The sequence below is a fragment of the Enterobacter sp. SORGH_AS_0287 genome, from assembly GCF_031453695.1.
GTDB classification, from domain to species: domain Bacteria; phylum Pseudomonadota; class Gammaproteobacteria; order Enterobacterales; family Enterobacteriaceae; genus Enterobacter; species Enterobacter ludwigii.
Window position 1 is genome coordinate 173,091 of record NZ_JAVIZW010000001.1, and the last position, 23,178, is coordinate 196,268.

General features: G+C 53.6%; 19 protein-coding genes, 6 tRNA genes, 1 other RNA gene and 1 pseudogene. 13 read left to right on the plus strand and 14 right to left on the minus strand.

All coding sequences use genetic code 11. The annotated features are described in order from the left end of the window. The first annotated feature begins 24 nt into the window (after positions 1–24). Positions 25–2,040, plus strand: coding sequence for an NAD-dependent DNA ligase LigA (gene ligA, locus QE396_RS00770; RefSeq protein WP_020883090.1), 2,016 nt, complete (start codon positions 25–27; stop codon positions 2,038–2,040). A 1-nt stretch (position 2,041) separates the two neighbouring features. After that, positions 2,042–2,257: a DUF3820 family protein gene (locus tag QE396_RS00775; RefSeq protein WP_014171082.1), complete on the plus strand. Its 216-nt coding sequence runs from the start codon at positions 2,042–2,044 to the stop codon at positions 2,255–2,257. Here QE396_RS00775 and QE396_RS00780 read toward each other — a convergent pair. Further along, on the minus strand, positions 2,254–3,249 hold the full coding sequence (locus tag QE396_RS00780) for a bile acid:sodium symporter family protein (protein WP_020883091.1): 996 nt from the start codon (positions 3,247–3,249) through the stop codon (positions 2,254–2,256). The genes QE396_RS00775 and QE396_RS00780 overlap by 4 nt on opposite strands. A gap of 89 nt (positions 3,250–3,338) precedes the next feature. Here QE396_RS00780 and QE396_RS00785 point away from each other — a divergent pair. Next, positions 3,339–4,275, plus strand: a pseudogene (locus tag QE396_RS00785) (LysR family transcriptional regulator). Here QE396_RS00785 and QE396_RS00790 read toward each other — a convergent pair. Beyond that, complete coding sequence (locus QE396_RS00790; protein WP_020883093.1) at positions 4,272–4,613, minus strand: FlxA-like family protein; 342 nt, start codon at positions 4,611–4,613, stop codon at positions 4,272–4,274. The pseudogene QE396_RS00785 and the gene QE396_RS00790 sit on opposite strands and share 4 nt — an antisense overlap. Positions 4,614–4,820: 207 nt before the next feature. Between QE396_RS00790 and xapA the strand changes: the two genes are divergently transcribed. The 3 genes from xapA to QE396_RS00805 all read left to right on the plus strand — a co-directional run bounded on the left by xapA (position 4,821) and on the right by QE396_RS00805 (position 7,909). Further along, positions 4,821–5,645, plus strand: coding sequence for a xanthosine phosphorylase (gene xapA, locus QE396_RS00795; RefSeq protein ID WP_020883094.1), 825 nt, complete (start codon positions 4,821–4,823; stop codon positions 5,643–5,645). 51 nt (positions 5,646–5,696) lie between these two features. Next, positions 5,697–6,953 carry a nucleoside permease gene (locus tag QE396_RS00800; RefSeq protein ID WP_020883095.1) on the plus strand — a complete coding sequence of 419 codons (1,257 nt, stop codon included), beginning with the start codon at positions 5,697–5,699 and terminating at the stop codon, positions 6,951–6,953. Between the two features lie 68 nt (positions 6,954–7,021). Next, on the plus strand, positions 7,022–7,909 hold the full coding sequence (locus QE396_RS00805) for a LysR family transcriptional regulator (protein ID WP_020883096.1): 888 nt from the start codon (positions 7,022–7,024) through the stop codon (positions 7,907–7,909). Positions 7,910–7,958: 49 nt separating this feature from the next. Here QE396_RS00805 and QE396_RS00810 read toward each other — a convergent pair. The 5 genes from QE396_RS00810 to QE396_RS00830 all read right to left on the minus strand — a co-directional run bounded on the left by QE396_RS00810 (position 7,959) and on the right by QE396_RS00830 (position 8,491). After that, positions 7,959–8,086: non-coding RNA, RtT sRNA (locus QE396_RS00810), on the minus strand. Positions 8,087–8,113: 27 nt separating this feature from the next. Beyond that, positions 8,114–8,189: transfer RNA gene (locus tag QE396_RS00815), tRNA-Lys, on the minus strand. A 4-nt stretch (positions 8,190–8,193) separates the two neighbouring features. Next, a tRNA-Val gene (locus tag QE396_RS00820) sits at positions 8,194–8,269 on the minus strand. A gap of 29 nt (positions 8,270–8,298) precedes the next feature. After that, a tRNA-Val gene (locus tag QE396_RS00825) sits at positions 8,299–8,374 on the minus strand. Between the two features lie 41 nt (positions 8,375–8,415). Continuing rightward, a tRNA-Val gene (locus tag QE396_RS00830) sits at positions 8,416–8,491 on the minus strand. Positions 8,492–8,749: 258 nt separating this feature from the next. On the opposite strand from QE396_RS00830, the gene gltX reads away from it, so the two are divergent. Then, entirely contained in the window at positions 8,750–10,165 is a 1,416-nt protein-coding gene (gltX, locus tag QE396_RS00835; protein ID WP_014171074.1) for a glutamate--tRNA ligase, read from the plus strand. Positions 10,166–10,209: 44 nt separating this feature from the next. Here the strand turns inward: gltX and QE396_RS00840 are convergent, their stop codons facing one another. Both QE396_RS00840 and QE396_RS00845 read right to left on the minus strand, forming a co-directional pair. Continuing rightward, positions 10,210–10,602 carry a YfeC-like transcriptional regulator gene (locus QE396_RS00840; RefSeq protein ID WP_014171073.1) on the minus strand — a complete coding sequence of 131 codons (393 nt, stop codon included), beginning with the start codon at positions 10,600–10,602 and terminating at the stop codon, positions 10,210–10,212. Position 10,603: 1 nt separating this feature from the next. Then, positions 10,604–10,966, minus strand: coding sequence for a YfeC-like transcriptional regulator (locus QE396_RS00845; RefSeq protein ID WP_014171072.1), 363 nt, complete (start codon positions 10,964–10,966; stop codon positions 10,604–10,606). Positions 10,967–11,183: 217 nt separating this feature from the next. Between QE396_RS00845 and QE396_RS00850 the strand changes: the two genes are divergently transcribed. The 3 genes from QE396_RS00850 to QE396_RS00860 all read left to right on the plus strand — a co-directional run bounded on the left by QE396_RS00850 (position 11,184) and on the right by QE396_RS00860 (position 13,781). Beyond that, a tRNA-Ala gene (locus QE396_RS00850) sits at positions 11,184–11,259 on the plus strand. Between the two features lie 42 nt (positions 11,260–11,301). Next, a tRNA-Ala gene (locus QE396_RS00855) sits at positions 11,302–11,377 on the plus strand. A 214-nt stretch (positions 11,378–11,591) separates the two neighbouring features. Further along, positions 11,592–13,781, plus strand: a complete 2,190-nt coding sequence (locus QE396_RS00860; RefSeq protein ID WP_032669908.1) for an EAL domain-containing protein — start codon at positions 11,592–11,594, stop codon at positions 13,779–13,781. A gap of 44 nt (positions 13,782–13,825) precedes the next feature. Here the strand turns inward: QE396_RS00860 and QE396_RS00865 are convergent, their stop codons facing one another. Further along, positions 13,826–15,013, minus strand: coding sequence for a NupC/NupG family nucleoside CNT transporter (locus tag QE396_RS00865; protein ID WP_014171069.1), 1,188 nt, complete (start codon positions 15,011–15,013; stop codon positions 13,826–13,828). Between the two features lie 350 nt (positions 15,014–15,363). Between QE396_RS00865 and QE396_RS00870 the strand changes: the two genes are divergently transcribed. Next, the gene (locus QE396_RS00870) at positions 15,364–16,602 is read left to right on the plus strand and encodes an Nramp family divalent metal transporter (protein WP_020883097.1); all 1,239 of its coding nucleotides are present in this window, start codon (positions 15,364–15,366) and stop codon (positions 16,600–16,602) included. 75 nt (positions 16,603–16,677) lie between these two features. On the opposite strand, the gene QE396_RS00875 is transcribed toward QE396_RS00870, so the two are convergent. Both QE396_RS00875 and mgrA read right to left on the minus strand, forming a co-directional pair. Further along, complete coding sequence (locus QE396_RS00875) at positions 16,678–17,025, minus strand: DUF2502 domain-containing protein (RefSeq protein WP_020883098.1); 348 nt, start codon at positions 17,023–17,025, stop codon at positions 16,678–16,680. Between the two features lie 127 nt (positions 17,026–17,152). Next, positions 17,153–18,151: an L-glyceraldehyde 3-phosphate reductase gene (gene mgrA, locus QE396_RS00880; RefSeq protein ID WP_309949641.1), complete on the minus strand. Its 999-nt coding sequence runs from the start codon at positions 18,149–18,151 to the stop codon at positions 17,153–17,155. A 184-nt stretch (positions 18,152–18,335) separates the two neighbouring features. On the opposite strand from mgrA, the gene ipdC reads away from it, so the two are divergent. After that, on the plus strand, positions 18,336–19,994 hold the full coding sequence (gene ipdC, locus QE396_RS00885) for an indolepyruvate decarboxylase (RefSeq protein ID WP_020883100.1): 1,659 nt from the start codon (positions 18,336–18,338) through the stop codon (positions 19,992–19,994). Here ipdC and QE396_RS00890 read toward each other — a convergent pair whose 3' ends face one another. Then, positions 19,995–21,230 (minus strand): ion channel protein, encoded by a 1,236-nt coding sequence (locus tag QE396_RS00890; protein ID WP_020883101.1) that lies wholly within the window; start codon positions 21,228–21,230, stop codon positions 19,995–19,997. Between the two features lie 205 nt (positions 21,231–21,435). On the opposite strand from QE396_RS00890, the gene glk reads away from it, so the two are divergent. Continuing rightward, positions 21,436–22,401, plus strand: a complete 966-nt coding sequence (gene glk / locus QE396_RS00895; RefSeq protein WP_020883102.1) for a glucokinase — start codon at positions 21,436–21,438, stop codon at positions 22,399–22,401. Positions 22,402–22,433: 32 nt separating this feature from the next. On the opposite strand, the gene QE396_RS00900 is transcribed toward glk, so the two are convergent. Next, on the minus strand, positions 22,434–23,165 hold the full coding sequence (locus QE396_RS00900; protein ID WP_020883103.1) for a LytTR family DNA-binding domain-containing protein: 732 nt from the start codon (positions 23,163–23,165) through the stop codon (positions 22,434–22,436). Positions 23,166–23,178 lie beyond the last annotated feature (13 nt).

Sequence of the window (23,178 nt, forward strand, 5' to 3'; positions counted from 1 at the left end):
GTTTTTTCTCATTGATGGTGTGATATGGACTCAATCGAACAACAACTCACTGAACTGCGAACCACGCTTCGCCATCATGAATACCTCTATCATGTTATGGACGCGCCGGAAGTGCCGGATGCGGAGTATGACCGTCTGATGCGCGAGTTGCGCGAGCTAGAGGCGCAGCACCCGGAATTGATTACGCCCGACTCACCCACGCAGCGGGTGGGCGCGGAGCCCCTGGGTGCTTTCAGTCAGGTACGTCATGAAGTGCCAATGTTGTCTCTGGACAACGTCTTTGATGAAGAGAGCTTCCTCGCGTTTAACAAGCGCGTGCAGGATCGCCTCAAAAGCAGCGACTCCCTGACCTGGTGCTGCGAGTTGAAGCTGGATGGTCTGGCGGTCAGCCTTCTCTATGAAAACGGTGTGCTGGTGCGTGCCGCGACGCGGGGTGATGGTACGACGGGTGAAGACATTACCACCAACGTACGCACCATCCGTGCGATCCCGCTGAAGCTGCAAGGGGATAATATTCCAGCCCGTCTGGAAGTGCGCGGTGAGGTATTCCTCCCGCAGGCGGGCTTTGAGAAAATCAACGAAGAGGCGCGCCGTACCGGCGGGAAAGTGTTTGCTAACCCGCGTAATGCGGCGGCAGGCTCCCTGCGCCAGCTTGATCCCCGTATCACTGCGAAACGACCACTTACTTTCTTCTGCTATGGCGTCGGGATTCTGGAAGGCGGTGAACTGCCGGATACCCATCTCGGACGTTTATTGCAGTTTAAAGCGTGGGGCCTGCCGGTGAGTAACCGTGTTCAGCTGTGCGACTCCCCGGAAGCCGTGCTGGCGTTCTACCACAAAGTGGAAGAAGACCGCCCGACGCTTGGTTTTGATATTGATGGCGTGGTTATCAAGGTTAACTCACTTGCGCTGCAGGAGCAGTTAGGCTTTGTGGCGCGCGCGCCACGCTGGGCAGTGGCGTTTAAATTCCCGGCGCAGGAGCAGATGACCGTTGTCCGTGACGTGGAGTTCCAGGTGGGCCGTACGGGCGCGATTACCCCGGTTGCCCGTCTGGAGCCGGTGCAGGTTGCCGGCGTGCTGGTGAGTAACGCCACGCTGCATAACGCCGATGAAATTGAACGTCTCGGCCTGCGCATTGGTGACAAAGTGGTGATTCGTCGCGCGGGCGATGTTATCCCGCAGGTGGTGAACGTGGTTGAGTCAGAGCGTCCTGACGATACGCGCGCCATCGTGTTCCCGACGCATTGCCCGGTATGCGGATCTGACGTTGAGCGCGTTGAAGGTGAAGCGGTGGCTCGCTGTACGGGCGGCTTAATCTGCGGGGCACAACGTAAAGAGTCACTGAAGCACTTCGTTTCCCGTCGGGCGATGGACGTCGACGGAATGGGTGACAAAATTATCGATCAGCTGGTAGAGAAAGAATATGTTCATACGCCTGCAGATCTCTTCAAACTGACCGCGGGTAAGCTCACGGGTCTTGATCGCATGGGACCGAAGTCGGCCCAGAATGTGGTTAATGCCCTGGATGCTGCCAAAGAGACGACCTTTGCCCGATTCCTTTATGCGCTCGGTATTCGCGAAGTGGGCGAAGCCACGGCGGCGGGGCTGGCGGTGTATTTCGGTACGCTGGAAGCTCTGGAAAAAGCGAGTATTGACGAGCTGCAGAGAGTCCCGGACGTGGGGATTGTCGTCGCGACGCATGTCTTTAACTTCTTTGCCGAAGAGAGCAACCGCGAGGTGATCGGCAAGCTGCTGGAAGAGGGCATCAGATGGCCGGCCCCGGTCGTGGTCAACGCCGATGAGATCGACAGCCCGTTTGCCGGCAAAACGGTCGTTCTGACCGGCAGCCTGAGCCAGCTTTCACGTGATGATGCTAAAGCACGACTGGTTGCGCTGGGTGCAAAAGTGGCAGGCAGCGTGTCGAAGAAAACCGACCTGGTTATTGCCGGGGAAGCCGCCGGTTCGAAGCTTGCTAAAGCTCAGGAGCTGGGCATTGAGGTTATCGACGAAGCGGAAATGATGCGCCTGTTAGGAGAGTAACGTGGAGAAAGAGCAGCTCGTTGAGATCGCCAACACGGAGATGCCATTCGGTAAATATAAGGGCCGCAGGCTGATTGATTTACCGGAAGATTATTTACTGTGGTTTGCCCGCAAAGATGGGTTCCCGGCCGGACGACTGGGTGAACTGATGGCTATCACGTTACTGATTAAAACCGAGGGGCTGACGCAGTTGGTTCAGCCCCTGAAACGTCCTTAAGCTTTCGCGGCGCGGGTCTCTTCCTGCGCCTGTTTTTCCGTCTGGCGTTTGTAACGACGCGCCAGCACCGCGCAGACCATCAGCTGGATCTGATGGAAAATCATCAGCGGCAGTACCATCATCCCTATCATTGAGATCGGGAAGAGAATGTTTGCCATAGGAATGCCGTTCGCCAGGCTCTTCTTCGAGCCACAGAAGACAATGGTAATTTCATCGGCTTTGTTGAAGCCGCACTTGCGGGCCACAAAGACGTTTACGCCAATCACAATCGCCAGCAGAACAAGGCTGACCACCACGATAAACAGCAGCGAGCCTGCGCCCACCTTATGCCAGATGCCATTCACAACCGCTTCGCTGAAGGCCGAATAGACCACCAGCAGAATCGACGACTGGTCGGTTTTTGAGATCCATTTTTTGTGCTTTGCAACAAACGCGCCCGTCCACGGACGAGAGAGATGGCCCAGCACAAACGGCAGCAGCAGCTGCAGACAGATTTTACCTACCTGTTCCAGGCTACCTTCCGCGCCGTGCATGTTCATCAGCAGACCCACCAGCAGCGGCGAAACGAAAATCCCTAACAGGCTGGATGCCGACGCTGAACAGACTGCGGCTGCGACGTTACCGCCCGCCAGAGAGGTAAACGCGATAGCGGATTGCACGGTGGCCGGCAGAATGCACAGATACAGGAAGCCGGTATAAAGGGCCGGGTCGACATTCACCGGTGCCCACCATGCGAACAGCACGCCGAGTACAGGGAAGAGGATGAACGTGCTGCACATCACCCACAGGTGCAGTCGCCAGTGGCTCCCCCCCGCAATAATGGCTTCGCGCGAGAGCTTTGCGCCGTGCATAAAGAACAACAGCGCGATGGCCGCGGTCGTCAGTCCTTCAAAAAAAGGAACGAACCCGCCCCGCGCAGGGAAGAAGGAGGCCAGTAATACCGTGACAACCAGAGTAAGCGTAAACGGATCAAGAATACGAAATAGTTTCATAATGACTCCTGAAAACAGATATCGCTATTGTGCTTTTTTCTGTTTGAGAAATAAAATTGATTTATTGCATCCATTCATGAATTAAACAGATGAATTATTCCTTACGCCAGCTTCGCATCTTCGTCACCGTAGCCCATGCCCGCAGCTTCAGTCGGGCAGGGGAGAATCATCGGCCTGAGCCAGTCCGCGGTAAGCCACAGCGTGAAAGAGCTGGAGAGCCAGACGGGTGTCCGGCTGCTTGATCGCACCACGCGTGAAGTCGTGCTCACGGAAGCCGGACAGCAGCTGGCTCAGCGCCTTGAACGGCTGCTGGACGAACTCAACAGTACGCTCAGAGATGTAGGTCGACTGGGACAGCAGCTGTCGGGTACCGTGCGGGTTGCGGCCAGCCAGACGATATCCGCGCACCTTATCCCGCAGTGTATTGCAGAGGGTAATCATCGCTATCCGGATATCGATTTTGTTTTGCATGACAGGCCGCAGCAGTGGGTGCTGGAGAGCATCCGTCAGGGCGATGTGGATTTTGGTATTGTTATCGATCCCGGTCAGGTGAGTGACCTGGAGTGTGAAATTGTGCTTTCTGAGCCGTTTCTGTTGCTTTGCCGGGACGACGATCCGCTAGCCGCGCAGCCGTCTGTTCTCTGGCAGGCGTTGCAGGGAGCGAACCTGGTATTACAGGATTATGCCTCGGGCAGCCGTCCGCTGATTGATTCTGCGCTGGTGACGCAGGGCGTTAAGGCGACCATTGTGCAGGAGATTGGACATCCGGCAACGCTGTTTCCCATGGTGGAGGCCGGCATAGGGATCAGTGTATTACCCGCCCTGGCGCTCCCTTTGCCGCAGGGAAGCCGTCTGGTCGTGAAGCGACTGACGCCTGCTATTGAGCGAAAACTGATGCTGGTACGGCGAAAAAACCGTTCGCTCTCCGGGGCTGCGCAGGCTATCTGGGAAGTGGTGCGTATCCAGGCGCAACGATTAACCGAGGCCCGTATACGCGATCCACTGTTTAACTCAACAGAGCGTTAGACGTAGATGTCTATTTGATGATTGTCTGATGCGTTCTTCGGGCCTTCCACGTTGACCAGACTTTGCTCTTGTTTCTTCTGGGCTTCTTCCGCCTGCTGGCGCTGCAGCTGTGCGAGCTGCGCCTGCAGCACTTTGATTTGCACCTGGATAAGCTCCTGCTGTTTCTTCTTCTCTTCCGCACTGCCGGAACCGTTCGCAACCTCTTTTAACTGTTGAGTCAGCTTGGTTATCTTGTCAGTGATACGGCTGATCTGGGCAGCGATATCGTTGCCGCCGGAAGAACGACTCCCGCCACCGCTGGTTTGAATGGGCTGGGTTGTAGCCTGAATGGTCGTCATACTTTTTCCTCTCGCTGTAAAACAGAGGTATCGGCGCCAACGCAATTAGCTTGAGCAAAACTGCCATATCTGGCAGGGAAAGGTATTGATACCAAATCAGTATTGATGGTGCAGAGAAAGTGTATTGGAGGTAACCCGCAGGCTCCAGATATAAGACTAGGGTCATGCGATCGGTGATATCGCGATCTTAATTCTCAAGGAGCTTTTATGACCCTCTCGAATAATCCCTGGTTCTCTGCCGACATCATTCGTGCCGCTAAACCTGATTTCACTCCGCGGGTTGCGTTTATTCTCGGCTCAGGTCTTGGCGCGCTCGCCGAGCAGATTGTTGACGCTGTGGTACTGAGCTATGAAAAACTGCCGGGCTTCCCGGTGAGCACCGTTCACGGTCACGCCGGTGAGCTGGTGTTGGGGCATCTTGCCGGTGTTCCGGTCGCCTGTATGAAAGGGCGCGGTCACTTCTATGAGGGCCGCGGCATCGCCGTCATGACCGATGCAATCCGCACCTTCAAACTGCTGGGCTGCGAACTGCTGTTCAGTACCAATGCCGCCGGTTCGTTACGTCCGGAGGTTGAACCGGGAAGCCTGGTTGCCCTCTGCGACCACATCAACACCCTGCCGGGTACTCCGATGGTCGGGCTGAACGATGACCGTTTTGGCGACCGTTTTTTCTCGCTGGCCAATGCTTATGATGCAGATTGCCGTGCCCTGCTGCAGACCGTGGCGAGCGAGAAGGGCTTTCCATTGCATGAGGGGGTGTTTGTCTCTTATCCAGGCCCTAACTTCGAAACTGCGGCTGAGATCCGCATGATGCAGATCATCGGCGGAGATGTGGTGGGAATGTCAGTGGTGCCGGAAGTGATCTCGGCGCGCCACTGTGGCCTGAAGGTGGTCGCCGTTTCGGCCATAACCAACCTTGCTGAAGGTCTGAGCGATGTAAAACTGTCGCATGAACAAACGCTTGCCGCCGCCGAACTCTCTCGCCAGAACTTCATCGATCTTATCTGCGGTTTTCTGCGCCAGCTTGCCTGAGCGAAACAACATCGTGGCCCGTGAGGGCCACTCTGCTATAAGGAATCGGGTATGAACATCACGACGCGCTTAAAGATGATGTCCTTTATGCAATATTTTATCTGGGGAAGCTGGCTCGTTACTCTCGGCGCTTACATGATTAACACCCTGGGTTTTTCCGGCTCTGACGTGGGTATGGTCTACAGCTCGAAGGGGCTTGCCGCGATCGTGATGCCCTCGCTGGTGGGCATTATTGCCGATAAGTGGCTGCGGGCAGATCGTGCATACGTGATTTGCCATCTCGTCTGTGCCGTTGCGCTTTGCTATGCCGCGCAGGTCAATGAGCCGGGGTTGATGTTCTGGGTCATGCTGGTTAATGCCATGGCCTTTATGCCAACCATTGCGCTTTCGAATACCATTTCCTACTCCTGTCTTGAGCAGGCAGGGCTGGACACGGTGACCCATTTTCCAACGGTGCGGGTCTATGGCACGGTAGGCTTCATTGTGGCGATGTGGGCCATAAGCCTGATGGGGGCAGAGTTAACCAACATTCAACTCTACATTGCTGCTGCCGCGTCGCTGGTACTGGCGCTCTATTCACTGACGTTACCGGCCATTCCGGTGGCGAAGAATAAAACCTCATCGTCGCTGACAAGCAAACTTGGCCTGAATGCGTTCGTCCTGTTTAAACAGCCCCGAATGGCGGTGTTCTTTTTGTTTGCGATGCTGCTGGGCGCCGTGCTGCAAATCACCAATACTTTCGGTAGCCCCTTTCTGTATGATTTTGCGCGTAATCCGGCGTATGCGGAAAGCTTTATCGTTAAATACCCTTCTATTTTGCTCTCCGTCTCGCAGATGTCAGAGGTGCTGTTCATCCTGACCATTCCTTTCTTCCTCCGACGTTTTGGCATAAAAACCGTGATGCTGATGAGTATGGTGGCCTGGATGCTGCGTTTTGGACTCTTTGCGTATGGCGATCCTTCCGCGACAGGCGTCGGGCTGTTGATGCTGTCAATGCTGGTCTACGGTTGCGCGTTCGACTTCTTCAACATCTCCGGTTCGGTGTTTGTCGAACAGGAGGTAAGCGCTGATATCCGCGCCAGCGCGCAAGGGCTGTTTATGACGACCGTTAACGGTATCGGTGCTTATTTCGGATCGGTATTGAGCGGCGCGGCGGTAGATTATTTCTCCGTGGATGGGGTGAAAGACTGGCAGACCATCTGGCTGGTATTTGCGGCGTATGCGTTGGTGCTCGCCGTGGTGTTTTATTTCAGCTTTAACTATCGCCACACCAGTAAAAACAGCGAGTTGTGCACAGTTGCGCATTAAAGTTTTCCCGGCAGGCGGTGAAAGGCTTTAAGGTGGGAGCATAAGTGTTATCGCCAGGATATGTGTTGATGGAACGCGTCTACCGAACCGACCTTAAGCTGCTGCGCTATTTTCTGGCCGTCGCTGAGGAACTTCATTTTGGACGGGCTGCGGCCCGGCTCAATATGTCGCAGCCGCCGTTGAGCCTGCATATAAAAGAGCTGGAAAGTCAGCTCGGTACCTTACTGTTTATTCGCCACTCACGAAGCGTCGCCTTGACCCATGCGGGTAAAGTGTTGATGGAAGAGTCCCGTCGACTGCTTGCCAGCGCAAACCAGGCACTGGCGCGGGTCGAACAAATTGGACGGGGTGAGGCGGGGCGGATTGCGCTGGGCATTGTCGGTACCGCCATGTGGAGCGAAGTGCGCACGGTCATGCGCACATTTTTGAAAGAGCATCCGAACGTTGATGTCGTCTTTCGCGAAAAGTCGCCGGTAATGCAAATGGCGCTGCTGGAGCGTCGGGAGTTGGATGTCGGGATCTGGCGAATGGCAACCGAGCCCACCGCAGGGTTTACCAGTATCCGCTTACGGGATGCGGCGTTTCTGGTTGCGCTGCCGGAGGATCACCGGCTGGTGGGGGAAAGCGCAATTGCGCTCACCGAACTGCAGAATGAGTACTTTGTAACTATGCCGTCTGCGCATTCTGACTGGTCGTTCTTACAGCGCGTGTGCCAGCAGGCCGGTTTTTCACCGATGATAGTGCGTGAAGCCGATGAACCACAGACGGTGCTGGCAATGATCAGCATGGGAATGGGGATTACGTTAGCTGCTGACAGCTATGCGCAAATGCAGTGGCCCGGTGTGGTATTTCGTCCATTACAGGTACGTATACCGGCAGATTTGTATGTGGTGTATGACGAGAAGCAGGCGACGCCGGCGATTAAGTCGTTGATAGCAACGTTGACGGAAGAGTGATGTTATACCGCAGATAGCAAAAAAGCGCCTTTAGGGCGCTTTTTTACATTGGTGGGTCGTGCAGGATGACTCGCTTCGCTCGCCCTTCGGGCCGTCGCCGTAAACGGCTCCGTTGCCTCACTGCGTTCGGCTCGGACCTGCTGCAGGTTCGAATCATCCATACCGCAGATAGCAAAAAAGCGCCTTTAGGGCGCTTTTTTACATTGGTGGGTCGTGCAGGATTCGAACCTGCGACCAATTGATTAAAAGTCAACTGCTCTACCAACTGAGCTAACGACCCGAAATGGTGGGCGATGACGGGCTCGAACCGCCGACCCCCTCCGTGTAAAGGAGATGCTCTACCAACTGAGCTAATCGCCCATTTCGGAACTGCTGCGATAAGGTGAGAATGGTGGGCGATGACGGGCTCGAACCGCCGACCCCCTCCGTGTAAAGGAGATGCTCTACCAACTGAGCTAATCGCCCAATCTCAATACTTATCTACACTGCGAGTCTACTTAAGTAGATGGTGGGTGATGACGGGCTCGAACCGCCGACCCCCTCCGTGTAAAGGAGATGCTCTACCAACTGAGCTAATCACCCCCGCTGTGTGGAGTCGCATTATAGGGAGAGTTGAAAATGAGTCAACGCATTTTCTAAAGTTTTTATTCGTTCGTCGTAAAATTAAACAAAACGATCGCGAAACGGGCGATGACGCATGATTTCTAAACAAAAATCGCAAACTCCCTCACGATAAAGGGATCAACATTGAGGAATCCCCCCACAGTGATAGAATATTGCCCATTGTTTTTTTCCCAGGATTTGCCGATTGCCGGCATCTTTATAACGTAAGGCCATTTCATGAAAATCAAAACTCGCTTCGCGCCGAGCCCGACAGGCTATCTGCACGTCGGTGGTGCACGTACCGCTCTCTATTCCTGGCTTTTTGCACGCCACAACAAAGGTGAGTTCGTACTGCGTATTGAAGACACCGATCTTGAGCGCTCCACGCCGGAAGCAATTGAAGCCATTATGGATGGTATGAACTGGCTGAATCTGGAGTGGGACGAAGGCCCGTATTTCCAGACCAAACGTTTTGACCGCTACAACGCCGTGATTGATGAGATGCTGGTCGCGGGTACAGCGTATAAATGCTATTGCTCCAAAGAACGCCTTGATGCGCTGCGTGAAGATCAGATGGCGAAGGGTGAAAAACCGCGTTATGACGGCCGCTGCCGCCATGACCATAGCGAGCATGCAGCTGATGAACCGTGCGTGGTGCGTTTTGCTAACCCGCAGGACGGCTCGGTAATTTTTGACGACCAGATCCGGGGCCCGATCGAATTCAGCAACCAGGAGCTGGACGATCTGATCATCCGCCGCACCGACGGTTCCCCAACCTATAACTTCTGCGTTGTGGTTGACGACTGGGATATGGAAATCACGCATGTTATCCGTGGCGAAGACCATATCAACAACACCCCACGTCAAATCAACATCCTGAAAGCGCTGAACGCCCCTGTTCCGGTCTATGCGCACGTGTCCATGATCAACGGCGACGACGGCAAAAAACTGTCTAAACGCCACGGTGCAGTCAGCGTCATGCAGTATCGCGACGACGGCTATCTGCCGGAAGCGCTTCTGAACTATCTGGTGCGTCTGGGCTGGTCGAGCGGCGATCAGGAGATCTTTAGCCGTGAAGAGATGATCAATCTGTTCTCTCTGGGCGCGGTGAGCAAATCTGCGAGCGCGTTTAACACTGATAAGCTGCTCTGGCTGAACCACCACTACATCAATACCATGCAGCCGGAATATGTGGCGACATACCTGCAGTGGCACATCGAGCAGGCAAATATTGATACTCGTACTGGCCCTGAACTGGCGGAACTGGTGAAACTGCTCGGCGAGCGTTGCAAAACGCTGAAAGAGATCGCTGAAAGCTGCCGCTACTTCTATGAAGAGTTTGACGAGTTCGACGCGGACGCGGCGAAGAAGCACCTGCGTCCGGTTGCGCGTCAGCCACTCGAAGTGGTGCGTGACAAACTGGCGGCGATGACTGACTGGACTGCCGAGAATGTGCATCATGCCATTCAGGCGACGGCAGATGAGCTGGAAGTTGGTATGGGCAAAGTGGGTATGCCACTGCGTGTGGCAGTCACCGGTGCGGGTCAGTCTCCGGCACTCGATGTTACTGTTCATGCCATTGGTAAATCACGCAGCGTAGCGCGCATTAACAAGGCGCTGGATTTTATTACTGAGCGCGAAAATCAGCAGTAATAACGCCTGAACCATGAAAAACGGCAGGGAGACCTGCCGTTTTTTTATGCATTAAATTCAGCAATGCCGAGACGTGCAAGAAAGCCGCGTATCCCTTCACGCTTTAGTAAGGCATCCAGACGCTCCTGCTCAAGGTGCGTCATATTCTCCAGCGTCTCGATGATCCCAGGACGCAAAGTAGAGGAGGGGTCACTGTACAACGATGTCACCTCCGCCAGATGGTACACCGCCTGACGGTTACGGACAGCCGGGAGGCTCATGATGTGCTCCTTCACGCGGGCATCAATGTGAATCAGCCGTGCACGTCCGCCTTTCACCCCATTGACGCCCTCGGTTTTCCATCCCTGCTGGCGTATCCAGCGGTTCACCGTTTGCCGTGCAACACCCAAATTTTCTGCCAGCTCTTCGGTGGTCATTTTGCTACGGAATCTTTTCATATCAGTTCTGGTCGCGTATCCCTAAACGTTGCAACAATCCGGTAATCCCTTCCCGCAGTAACAGTGATGTCATCTGCCTTTGCTCTTCCGGCGTCATTTCATTTGCCAGCGTCAGGAGCAGGGAGTGAAGCGAGCCATCATGGCTGGCACTTTCTGGTATCTCAGACGTTTCACTTGCCCGGCGCGCGCTGCGGATAAACTCACGCACTTTTTCATTAACGTGCACCAGACGCGCTTTGCCGCCCTGGACTCCTGGTTTTGGCGATGTAATCCAACCCTCTTTGCGTACCCATTTATTGATGGTCTGGCGGCTATAGCCAGTGAGCAGGGCTAACTCTTCTGGCGTCATTCGTTCCTTGATCATGCAATTTCCTGAATATTCGTGGGGTTAATTAACGGCTCATTTTATAGCACCGTTTTAGAGGAAAATGTGACAGGCTTAACTCATGACTGCGAGCAGACTCGCAAAGTGATTCATTTGCATGATTTTTCGGCGATTGAACCGCCGTCATTGATTTTGCCGTTGACACTCCGCAGCGGAATTCATATTATGCCGCCCGTCAACATGACAGCTTTACGATGGGGCTATAGCTCAGCTGGGAGAGCGCTTGCATGGCATGCAAGAGGTCAGCGGTTCGATCCCGCTTAGCTCCACCACACTCTGAACCCAACAGAGTGCGGTCAGTAAAGTCAACATGTGGGGCTATAGCTCAGCTGGGAGAGCGCTTGCATGGCATGCAAGAGGTCAGCGGTTCGATCCCGCTTAGCTCCACCAAAATTTGAACCCTCGTCGAAAGACGGGGGTTTTTTTTATGCTTTTGTAAAACTCTTCACCCTAATTTGTTGCTGAAATAGAGGTATTTTTGTACCTCACCTCAATCAAAATCAATAAAGCGGTCTATAAATAGACTTCAACTTGATTCGCGCAATTAATAAACATATTATCCATCCGGTCAATGATACGAATGGAAAATAGATTATCTAACTTAATGAATAGAAAAACTTACAATAATGTAAAGATATTTATAACTGCCCTGGCGCTTTGCCTGGTTGCGGTGCCATTCTCCCGTTATATCTCTCCGCGCGCTGTTGTTAATGGTCATGACGTATATTTAGCATGGCTGCCTTTAAGCGTAATGCTGGCGGTTATTCTGGTATTTGGGCGTCGGGCGGTTATTCCTGTTCTGTTAAGTTTTACTATCACTAATATATTCAGCATTGATTTAGCACCGCTACAATATTCAGTTTTATTGTTCTGTCAGACGTTCTCGGTGTTTGCGGGGTGCGGCATCCTCAGGATCATACTGGGCAAGCGCTGGCGCTACTGCGTGCCGAACAAGCATATTGGGTTACGGATATTTTGGCTCGGCTTTATGGTACCGATAGGCATAAAAGTGTCGATGTACCTGGCAGGTTATTTGTTCCATTTCCCGGTTACTATCTCAACCTTCTTCGGTGAAGGTACCGCAATTTATAACGTAGTCGATATACAAAGTCTGATCTGCGCGGCGTTGATATTTACCATGATGTTCTATTACCCGTTAAGAATGATAATTAATCCACGTTATGCCATCACCTTCTGGCGACGCAGTGTGAAGCCCGTGTTTTTTCAAAAGAAATCGCTATATATATTAGTCTGGCTGATGCTTTTAATCGTCATCCTCGCAATTTTATGTGCTCCTTTTGAGTCACCTATTATTGCGGGCTATTTAATGCCAGTGATTTTTATTCTCTTTACGTTAGGGATCAGTCGCCTGAGCTACGCGCTCATTTCTCTTTTCTGGGCGGCATCCGCACTTCTGCTGTTGACCTATAACTATAATTTCCTCAATGGCGTGGAGTCAGGCCATTCGCTCTCCTTTATTTTGTCTGTCCTTATCTCTTTCGCCATCTGTTTGCTCTACATGTCGCGGATTTATCAGCGCAGCGAGTGGCTGAAGCAGGACTGGCAGGACAGGGCGCTAACCGATCCGCTGACCGGTTTACCGAACATTCGTGCACTGGAAGATTTTTTGCAGGACCACCCTGATGCCAAAGTGTGCTGTCTGCGAATGGACAACCTCGAGTTCTTGAGTCGTCACTACGGCATTCTTATGCGGGTGCATTGCAAACGGATGGTGACCACCTCGCTGCAGCCATTTTTGCAAAAAGATGAGCGGCTTTTCCAGCTCCCGGGCAGCGAGCTGGTGCTGGTATTGCTGGGGCCGGGAACCGCTGAGCGCCTCCAGCATATGGTCGATCAGCTGAACAGCCGTAAGATTGTCTGGAACAACACCGGGCTGGATATTGAATTTGGCGCTTCCTGGGGAATGGTTGAAAACGGTGAGAAGTTACACCATACGTTGGGGCAGCTCAGCTGGCTGGCTGAGCAATCTTGCGGAGCGCATAATGTACTGGCGCTAACCAATAGCCTTGAGGTGGCATCAGGACAAACAACCGAGCGGGTTTTGATGTTAGCGCGCATTAAACATGCTCTGGATGCCGGACAGTTTCATTTATACGCCCAGCCAATCCAGAAGGCAGATGGTAGCGGGTATTACGAAATACTGACGCGCATGGAAAGCGAGGGCGAGATCATCACCCCAGACCGCTTTATACCGCTGATTGCCCAGTTTAACCTGAGCCACCGCTTCGACATGTGCGTGATGGAAAAATTACTGGTGTGGCTGCGCGATCATCCAGCGACGCATGCCGGAGTGCGTTTTTCTGTCAATCTGATGCCCCTGACGTTGATGCAAAAAGAGGTGGCCATCGAGATTTGCTCGCTCTTTGAACGCTATGGCGTAGCACCACAGGCGGTGGTGATTGAGATCACCGAAGAGCAGGCTTTCTCTAATTCGGGCAGCAGTATCAAAAACATTCAGCAGTTGCGGGATTGTGGTTTCCGGATCGCGATTGATGATTTCGGCACCGGATATGCCAACTACGAACGTCTCAGACGTCTGCAGGCGGACATCATCAAAATTGACGGGTGCTTTGTGAAAGATATCTGTACCGACGATATGGATGCGATGATCGTGCAGTCGATTTGCAACCTGGCGAAGACGAAATCACTGAGTGTGGTGGCCGAATATGTTGAAACGCCGGAACAGCGGGAGAAGCTGTTTCACTTCGGGGTCGACTATCTGCAGGGTTACCTGATTGGCAAACCCAAACCGCTTAATGAATTACGGACATAAAAAAACCGGGAGCTGAGCTCCCGGTTTTTATTTCGCTGCAGGTGTTACAGTACCAGTGCCGCAATAGAGGCAGACAGTACGCTCACCAGCGTAGAACCGTAAACCAGCTTCAGACCGAAGCGAGAAACCACGTTACCCTGTTCTTCATTCAGACCTTTAATCGCACCGGCGATAATACCGATGGAAGAGAAGTTAGCGAAGGAGACCAGGAACACGGACAGGATGCCTTCCGCGCGTGGAGAGAGCGTGCTGGCAATTTTCTGCAGATCCATCATTGCAACGAATTCGTTAGAGACCAGTTTGGTCGCCATGATACTGCCTACCTGCAGCGCTTCATGTGCAGGAACACCCATCACCCAGGCAACCGGGTAGAAGATGTAGCCCAGAATGCCCTGGAAGGAGATACCCAGAACCGCTGCGAACAGGGCGTTCAGGGCAGAAATCAGGGCAATAAAGCCGATCAGCATCGCCGCAACGATAATCGCCACTTTGAAACCAGCCAGAATGTACTCACCCAGCATTTCGAAGAAGCTCTGACCTTCATGCAGATTTGCCATCTGCAGGTTTTCTTCGCCTTCGTCAACACGGTACGGGTTGATCAGAGAGAGAACGATAAAGGTACTGAACATGTTCAAGACCAGCGCGGCAACCACGTATTTAGGTTCCAGCATCGTCATATACGCACCCACGATAGACATGGAGACGGTAGACATTGCGGTGGCTGCCATGGTGTACATGCGGTTGCGGGACATCTTACCGAGGATGTCTTTATAGGCGATGAAGTTCTCAGACTGACCCAGGATCAGGGAGCTGACGGCGTTGAACGATTCCAGTTTACCCATGCCGTTAACTTTGGAGAGTACGGTACCAATGGCGCGGATAACGACGGGCAGAACACGAATGTGTTGCAGAATACCGATCAGCGCAGAGATGAAGACGATAGGGCACAGTACCTTCAGGAAGAAGAACGCCAGACCTTCGTCGTTCATTTTACCGAAGACAAAGTTCGTCCCTTCGTTGGCGAATCCGAGCAGTTTTTCGAACATTTCGGAGAAGCCTTTTACGAAGCCAAGCCCCACGTTGGAGTTCAGGAAGAACCACGCGAGCAAAACTTCAATAACGAGAAGCTGAACAACAAAGCGGATGCGGATTTTTTTACGGTCATGGCTGACCAGTAACGCAAGCGCAGTAACGACAACGAGTGCCAGGACAAAATGAAGGACGCGGTCCATATTTGCTCCAAATATGAGGCAGGTTTAATTTTCGTGCACATTCTATGTAACAAGCGAAAAGAAAACGAGATCAAGGACACACTATAGTTACATCCTGTGACGAGTCTCAAAATTAGTGATCCACAATACATTTTTGTTATGTTAGGTAAATGCGTGAAAAGTTAAGTTTGTGTGCTAGTCTTCACAAAAGCGTGCGCGATTGCAGGTTTTGTTAGATCGCCCCACCTTACCCGCCCGTCTATTGTTCAAAGCTATCAGAGAAATCACTATAAACTCACTAAATGATCTTGATAATCATTCTCATTTTGATAGCATTAAACATAGCAAAGGCTATATTTCCAGAGGCAGAAATGACAAACAGTCGCGTAGAGGGTAGCAGTGGCAGAGCAGCGCGCAAGTTGCGGTTCGCGTTAATGGGACCTGCGTTCATTGCTGCCATCGGCTATATCGATCCAGGTAACTTTGCGACCAATATTCAGGCCGGGGCCAGCTTCGGCTATAAGCTGCTCTGGGTGGTCGTGTGGGCTAACCTGATGGCCATGTTGATCCAGATGCTGTCTGCGAAGCTGGGGATTGCCACGGGCAAAAACCTGGCTGAACAAATTCGCGATCATTATCCGCGTCCGGCGGTATGGCTTTACTGGGTTCAGGCGGAAATTATCGCCATGGCAACCGACCTCGCCGAATTCATCGGGGCCGCGATTGGTTTTAAATTGATCCTCGGCGTCTCGCTGCTTCAGGGCGCGGTGCTCACCGGGATTGCCACTTTCCTGATCCTGATGCTGCAGCGTCGCGGTCAAAAACCGCTGGAAAAAGTTATCGGTGGGCTGCTGCTGTTTGTGGCGGCGGCCTATATCGTCGAGCTGATTTTTTCTCAGCCGAATCTGGCACAGCTCAGCAAAGGGATGATTATCCCGAGCCTGCCAACCTCTGAAGCGGTATTCCTGGCCGCCGGTGTGCTGGGCGCAACCATCATGCCGCATGTCATTTACCTGCATTCCTCGCTGACTCAGCACCTGCACGGCGGGACGCGCAAAGAGCGTTACTCTGCGACGAAATGGGATGTGGCGATCGCCATGACCATTGCCGGTTTTGTGAACCTGGCGATGATGGCGACCGCTGCCGCCGCTTTCCATTTTAACGGTCACACCGGTATTGCCGATCTCGACCAGGCATACCTTACGCTGGAACCGTTACTGAGCCACGCTGCTGCCACGATATTCGGGCTGAGCCTGGTGGCGGCCGGTCTCTCGTCAACGGTTGTGGGGACGCTGGCAGGGCAGGTGGTGATGCAGGGCTTTGTCCGTTTCCACATTCCGCTTTGGGTTCGTCGCTCCGTGACCATGCTGCCCTCCTTTGTTGTGATTCTGATGGGGCTGGATCCCACGAGAATTCTGGTCATGAGCCAGGTACTGCTGAGTTTTGGTATCGCGCTTGCACTGGTGCCGCTGCTGATCTTTACCAGTGACAAAAGCCTGATGGGCGAACTGGTGAACAGCACGCTGGTGAAACGAACCGGTTGGGTCATTGTGGCGGTAGTGGTGTCGTTGAACCTGTGGCTCCTGGTCGGCACTGCTCTGGGGTTATAGCATCGCGTTGAACCAAATAAAAAGGAGCCGGGAGGCTCCTTTTTGCATTATTGATGATGCATTACTGATGACGCATTAGTGATGATGGCCGTGACCACCGCGTCCTCTGCCACCGTGACTCCAGCCACCGCGGCGGTCGTCACGATCGTTCCAGCCTTCACGGTAACCACGTTCATAGGCGTTGTTTTTGTACCAGCCGCGATGCAGGCCATTATCATGTCTGCGCCAGCGGTCGCCGCGCCACTCATAGTGACGGTTCCAGTAATCACGGTCGCGCCAGTAGCCACCGTCCCAGTATCTGCCGTAGTCGTCACGATCGCCAATTTGTAATTTAACTGATGGCAACAGGGTGATTTCGCCCGCAGTGGCGATCAGCGGGGCCGAAGCCAGTAATACCGCTGCAAGAATCAGTGACCTGAACATACTCTTTCTCCTTCACGATCGGGGCCTTTGTGGGGCCTGTTAACGCAATATTACGAGTTGGTAAAGGCTCGTTTCATCGCCTCAACTCCTAATTCATGAATGAGAGCACTTTTTGCTAAAAGTGATTTTATTTTGAGCTGTTCAGGATCCCATCAATGATTGCCAGTTCTTCCGCCGAGAAATGGCGGTTTTCCAGCATTGCCACGGCATCGTCAATCTGGGCAGTTTTACTGGCCCCAATCAGGACTGACGTTACCGACTCGTGTCGTAAAATCCACGCCAGCGCCATCTGTGACAGTTTCTGGCCGCGGTTTTCCGCCAGCGCGTTCAGTTGACGAACCTTCTCCAGCTTCTCTTCGGTGATCTGATCGGGATTAAGGAACTTACTGTCGCTTGCCGCACGCGAGTCTGCAGGAATACCGTTCAGGTAGCGGTTAGTCAGCTGTCCCCCCGCCAGCGGCGAGAAGGGAATGCAGCCGACGCCTTTTTCCTGCAGCACGTCCAGCAGGCCTTCCTCTGGCGCACGTTCAAACATCGAATATTTCGGCTGGTGGATCAGACACGGCGTCCCAAGGTCATTCAGGATATCGATAGCCTTGCGGGCCTGTTCTGCAGGGTAATTTGATAACCCGACGTAAAGGGCTTTTCCCTGACGCACCACATGGTCAAGCGCTTTCATGGTTTCCAGCAGTGGCGTTTGTGGGTCAGGACGGTGATGATAGAAGATATCCACATATTCCAGCCCCATACGCTTCAGGCTTTGATCCAGGCTGGCAACCAGATATTTGCGTGACCCCCAGTCGCCGTATGGGCCGTCCCACATGGTATAACCCGCTTTGGTCGAGATGATCAGCTCGTCGCGCCATGACAGGAAATCTTCCTGCAAAATGCGACCGAAGTTACGTTCGGCTGAGCCGGGAGGAGGACCGTAATTATTGGCAAGGTCGAAATGCGTAATACCCAGATCGAACGCGCGTTGTAAAAGTTGACGGCTGTTTTCGACAAGCGTGGCGTCGCCAAAATTGTGCCACAACCCGAGTGAGATGGCGGGCAACCTGAGTCCGCTTTGCCCGCAGCGGCGATACTGCATTGTCTGATAACGATTTTTGTCCGGCTGGTAACCCATTCTGATGCCCTCTGGCGCTGAAAGGAAAAATCAGTGTATACGTTTACATTTACATGAAAAAAAAGAGCATAGCGCAGCCTTTTTTGTAAAGCATTCTTTCCATGCCCTTCTTACGACCAATTCTGGACAGCCATCACGCTTCTTTAATACTCAAAGTGAGGTCAACGTCAGAAGGACACCTGTTATGCGAACCCCATACTGCGTCGCCGATTACCTGCTGGACCGTCTTACAGATTGTGGTGCCGATCATCTGTTTGGCGTGCCGGGCGACTATAACCTGCAGTTTCTCGACCACGTAATAGACAGCCCGGATATTTGTTGGGTGGGCTGTGCCAATGAGCTGAACGCATCCTATGCCGCTGACGGATACGCCCGATGTAAGGGCTTTGCCGCGCTGCTGACCACATTCGGCGTTGGGGAGTTAAGTGCCATGAACGGTATTGCCGGCAGCTATGCCGAGCATGTCCCGGTTTTACATATTGTGGGGGCGCCGGGTACGGCGGCACAGCAAAGGGGAGAGTTGCTGCATCATACGTTGGGGGATGGGGAGTTCCGTCACTTTTATCATATGAGCGAGCCGATCACCGTCGCACAGGCGGTCCTTACCGAACAAAATGCCTGTTATGAAATCGACCGTGTGTTGACAACCATGCTTCGGGAACGTCGCCCCGGTTATCTGATGTTACCCGCCGATGTGGCAAAAAAAGCCGCCACGCCGCCTGTAAACGCTCTCACTCATAAGCAGGCTAATGCCGATAGCGCCTGCCTGAAAGCGTTCCGGGATGCTGCTGAGAACAAACTGGCGATGAGCAAACGTACCGCGCTGCTGGCCGACTTCCTTGTTCTGCGCCATGGCCTGAAGCATGCGCTACAGAAGTGGGTGAAAGAGGTACCGATGGCCCATGCCACCATGCTGATGGGGAAAGGGATATTCGACGAGCGTCAGGCGGGTTTTTACGGCACATACAGTGGTTCAGCCAGCACTGGCGCGGTAAAAGAGGCGATTGAAGGGGCTGACACGGTATTGTGTGTTGGCACGCGTTTTACCGATACCCTGACGGCCGGGTTCACGCACCAGCTTACCCCGGCGCAAACCATTGAAGTCCAGCCGCATGCCGCACGCGTCGGGGATGTCTGGTTTACCGGCATCCCAATGAACCAGGCGATTGAGACGCTGGTCGAACTCTGCAAACAGCATGTGCATGCTGGCCTTATGTCGTCATCATCCGGCGCAATACCTTTCCCGCAGCCGGACGGTTCGCTTACCCAGGAGAATTTCTGGAGAACGTTGCAAACCTTTATTCGCCCGGGGGACATTATCCTTGCCGACCAGGGAACATCGGCCTTCGGTGCGATTGATCTGCGTTTACCGGCTGATGTTAACTTTATCGTCCAGCCGCTGTGGGGCTCGATTGGTTACACGCTGGCGGCGGCGTTTGGTGCACAAACCGCATGCCCGAACCGGCGCGTGATTGTGCTGACGGGGGATGGCGCGGCCCAGCTCACCATTCAGGAACTAGGCTCGATGCTGCGTGATAAACAGCACCCCATTATTCTGGTGCTCAACAACGAAGGCTACACGGTTGAAAGGGCTATCCACGGGGCGGAGCAGCGGTATAACGACATTGCTTTATGGAACTGGACGCACATTCCACAGGCGTTGAGCCTCGATCCTCAGTCTGAGTGCTGGCGGGTCAGTGAAGCGGAACAGCTAGCGGACGTACTTGAAAAAGTGGCGCACCACGAGCGGCTCTCGTTGATTGAGGTGATGCTCCCGAAAGCGGATATCCCGCCGCTGCTCGGGGCGCTTACCAAAGCTCTGGAAGCGCGTAATAACGCCTGATTACTTGTCGTTTCGCCAGGCCATCATCATCGGTTTGCCCGCCAGCAGGAGCCAGGCGGGTAACATCACGATACAGAGCAGGGGGAAGAGCGTTGAATCTGGCACCACTACCGCCGCCATAAACAGGCTCAGCCACGCATCGCGCGTCACCACCAGCACCAGCCCCAGAATTGAGCAAGAGACCGTTATCGCTGCCGGCACCGCATCCACATGTTCATGCAGCATCAGCCCCAGCGCCACGCCGATAAACACCGCCGGGAAGATACGCCCACCGCGGAACCCACATGCTGCAGCTACCACCAGCGCCGCCAGTTTCACCAGCGCAAACAGCAGGTAATCAGACACGCTGAACACCTGGCTGAAAGCCAACTGCTGCATTTCATCAAGGCCTTTAAACAGCGTTACCGTTCCGCCGATAGCCCCTAATACGCCCAGCATCAGACCACCCGCCCCCAGAATCAGCACCGGGTGCTTCAGCCGGTGCATCAGACGGTGCAGGCGCGGAAGGCACCATACCGCAATCATCCCGAGTGCAATGGCGATCGCGACGACGATGGCACCGCTGAAAATATCGGCAATATGCATCTGACCGTAGTGGGGCAGAGAGAGTGAGAAATGAGGATGGAAAAACAGACTGGTCGTGAGCGCACCAGCCGCAGCGGCCATCAGCGGCGCAAAGAGTTTATCCCAGAGCGGGACGTCGTTATTGCTGGTAAGCGTCTGAGAAAAAATAAGGGCGGCGGCAACGGGCGTGCCGAAAAGCGCCCCGATGGTGCCTGCAGAGGCGAGGATGGTCCAGTCCAGCGCACCGACCCGGGGTAAAATGCGCGAACCGAGAAAGACCGCCATACCAATGTTCACCGCCATGATGGGGTGTTCAGGACCAAGGCTGACACCGCCCGCCAGACCCAGGATCAACGCGATAATCAGCCCCGGCAGCGCCGAGGGGGGAACGGGCGCACCGATCAGTGGCTCAAGCGCCGGATCCGGCCCGGCGTGCCCGGGGCTAAAGCGGATCACCAGACCCACCGCAACGCCGGTGAGCGTCAGCATCAACATGATCCATCCCGGCGAATCCACACTGACGCCCAGTTGTGCAGGAAGCGCCGTCCATAACATCGCCTGCAACACCGACGCGACTTTCATCACGACAATGAGCACCAGACTTGAGGCAACGCCAATGATCAGCGCCGGTATTGCCAGTAAGAGCATGGTTCTGGCTCGCGGATGGAGCATGATGATTTCCTTGTACAAAACGCTATTACGTTACTTTGCACAATCAGCTTTATGGCAATAGTGCAAAAGGTGCTGAAACGGTAAAGTTATTCTGTGACGAAGATCGATAATCCACGGGCATTCACCTTCCGGTCGTTGTTGTTATCACGCCTTGAACTTACAGTGTCCCAAAGATTTATTCTGACTTTAGCGGAGCAGTAGAAGAATGACAAAGTATGCTTTGGTAGGCGATGTGGGCGGCACGAATGCTCGCCTTGCCCTATGCGATGTAAATAGCGGTGAAATTTCCCGGGCGAAAACCTATTCAGGGCTGGATTATCCAAGTCTTGAGGCCGTTGTTCGGGTCTATCTTGAAGAGCAACAGGTGAGCATCGAAGACGGATGTATCGCCATTGCCTGCCCGATTACCGGTGACTGGGTGGCGATGACCAACCATGTCTGGGCATTTTCCATCGCTGAGATGAAAAAAAACCTGGGTTTTGCGCATCTTGAAATCATCAATGACTTTACTGCCGTGTCCATGGCGATCCCGATGCTGAAGCCAGAGCATCTGATTCAGTTTGGCGGTACAGCGCCAGTAGAAGGTAAGCCGATTGCGGTCTACGGTGCCGGTACCGGTCTTGGCGTTTCACATCTGGTTCACGTCGACCAGCGCTGGGTAAGCCTGCCGGGTGAGGGCGGTCACGTGGACTTTGCGCCCAACAGCGAAGAAGAGGGCATTATCCTCGAAGAGCTGCGCGCTGAAATCGGCCACGTCTCCGCCGAGCGCGTGCTTTCCGGTCCGGGTCTGGTGAATCTGTACCGTGCGATTGTAAAATCAGACGGCCGTCTGCCGGAGAATCTGCAGCCAAAAGATGTGACCGAACGCGCGCTGGCGGACAGCTGCATCGACTGTCGCCGTGCGCTGTCGCTGTTCTGTGTGATCATGGGGCGGTTTGGCGGCAACCTGGCGCTGACGCTGGGTACCTTCGGGGGAGTCTATATCGCGGGCGGGATCGTACCGCGTTTCCTCGACTTCTTTACAGCCTCAGGCTTCCGCGGTGCGTTTGAAGACAAAGGTCGCTTCAGAAGCTATGTGCAGGACATCCCTGTGTATCTGATTGTGCACGATAACCCTGGCCTGCTTGGCTCGGGCGCGCACCTGCGTCAGGTACTGGGTCAAATCCTCTGACGACTATCCCTCTCCTGCGGGAGAGGGGATTTTTACAGATGCATCAGCTGGCGGAACTCTTTCACCTTGCTGCGACTCACCGGGACCTGAAAATCAAGATCTTTCAGACGCAAAATATAGGTGTTGTTAAACCACGGTTCGATCTCGCGGATCTTGTTTAGATTGACGCAAAACGAACGGTGGCAGCGGAAAAAGTGTGCCGCCGGCAGTTTGTTGCAAAACTCGGTGATGTTCATTGCCATCACGTACGATTCACGCCGTGTATAGACAAACGTCATCTTCTCGTGCGCTTCGGCATAGTAGATATCGTCGATAGGCGTCACGATGATGCGTTCATCCTTGACCAGATTTATGGTGTCGTTTTCACGTATCGCCGGGCTTGCGTTAGCAGGCGTGGCCTGTTGTTGCCATGCGGCTTCCAGCTTTCGCAGCATGCTGACAATACGCGATTCCTGGTAAGGCTTCAGAATATAGTCAAACGCTTCCAGTTCGAAGGCTTCTACGGCGTGCTCTTTCCAGGCGGTAACGAAAACAATAAACGGCTTATGAGCAAACTGATTAATATTTTGCGCCAGTAATACACCGTCCAGCGATGGAATGTTGATATCCAGAAAAATGGCGTCGACCCGGTTATGCTGCAAGAACTTGAGCACGTCCAGACCATCCTCAAAGGTACCCACAATCTCCATCTGGCTGTGCGTTTTGATAAGCCAGCTCAGCTCCTGTTGAGCCAGAATTTCATCTTCCACGATGATGACTTTCATTGATTACTCCGGC

What these genes read in the sequence shown, in the direction of transcription:
- xapA (WP_020883094.1), top strand. Translation starts at nt 4,821, where the DNA reads ATGACCCTCTCGAATAATCCCTGGTTCTCTGCCGACATCATTCGTGCC.
- QE396_RS00845 (WP_014171072.1), bottom strand. Translation starts at nt 10,966, where the DNA reads ATGATCAAGGAACGAATGACGCCAGAAGAGTTAGCCCTGCTCACTGGC.
- QE396_RS00860 (WP_032669908.1), top strand. Translation starts at nt 11,592, where the DNA reads ATGAATAGAAAAACTTACAATAATGTAAAGATATTTATAACTGCCCTG.
- QE396_RS00790 (WP_020883093.1), bottom strand. Translation starts at nt 4,613, where the DNA reads ATGACGACCATTCAGGCTACAACCCAGCCCATTCAAACCAGCGGTGGC.
- ligA (WP_020883090.1), top strand. Translation starts at nt 25, where the DNA reads ATGGACTCAATCGAACAACAACTCACTGAACTGCGAACCACGCTTCGC.
- QE396_RS00780 (WP_020883091.1), bottom strand. Translation starts at nt 3,249, where the DNA reads ATGAAACTATTTCGTATTCTTGATCCGTTTACGCTTACTCTGGTTGTC.
- QE396_RS00900 (WP_020883103.1), bottom strand. Translation starts at nt 23,165, where the DNA reads ATGAAAGTCATCATCGTGGAAGATGAAATTCTGGCTCAACAGGAGCTG.
- QE396_RS00865 (WP_014171069.1), bottom strand. Translation starts at nt 15,013, where the DNA reads ATGGACCGCGTCCTTCATTTTGTCCTGGCACTCGTTGTCGTTACTGCG.
- QE396_RS00890 (WP_020883101.1), bottom strand. Translation starts at nt 21,230, where the DNA reads ATGCTCCATCCGCGAGCCAGAACCATGCTCTTACTGGCAATACCGGCG.
- gltX (WP_014171074.1), top strand. Translation starts at nt 8,750, where the DNA reads ATGAAAATCAAAACTCGCTTCGCGCCGAGCCCGACAGGCTATCTGCAC.
- glk (WP_020883102.1), top strand. Translation starts at nt 21,436, where the DNA reads ATGACAAAGTATGCTTTGGTAGGCGATGTGGGCGGCACGAATGCTCGC.
- QE396_RS00800 (WP_020883095.1), top strand. Translation starts at nt 5,697, where the DNA reads ATGAACATCACGACGCGCTTAAAGATGATGTCCTTTATGCAATATTTT.
- QE396_RS00870 (WP_020883097.1), top strand. Translation starts at nt 15,364, where the DNA reads ATGACAAACAGTCGCGTAGAGGGTAGCAGTGGCAGAGCAGCGCGCAAG.
- ipdC (WP_020883100.1), top strand. Translation starts at nt 18,336, where the DNA reads ATGCGAACCCCATACTGCGTCGCCGATTACCTGCTGGACCGTCTTACA.
- QE396_RS00875 (WP_020883098.1), bottom strand. Translation starts at nt 17,025, where the DNA reads ATGTTCAGGTCACTGATTCTTGCAGCGGTATTACTGGCTTCGGCCCCG.
- QE396_RS00805 (WP_020883096.1), top strand. Translation starts at nt 7,022, where the DNA reads ATGGAACGCGTCTACCGAACCGACCTTAAGCTGCTGCGCTATTTTCTG.
- mgrA (WP_309949641.1), bottom strand. Translation starts at nt 18,151, where the DNA reads ATGGGTTACCAGCCGGACAAAAATCGTTATCAGACAATGCAGTATCGC.
- QE396_RS00840 (WP_014171073.1), bottom strand. Translation starts at nt 10,602, where the DNA reads ATGAAAAGATTCCGTAGCAAAATGACCACCGAAGAGCTGGCAGAAAAT.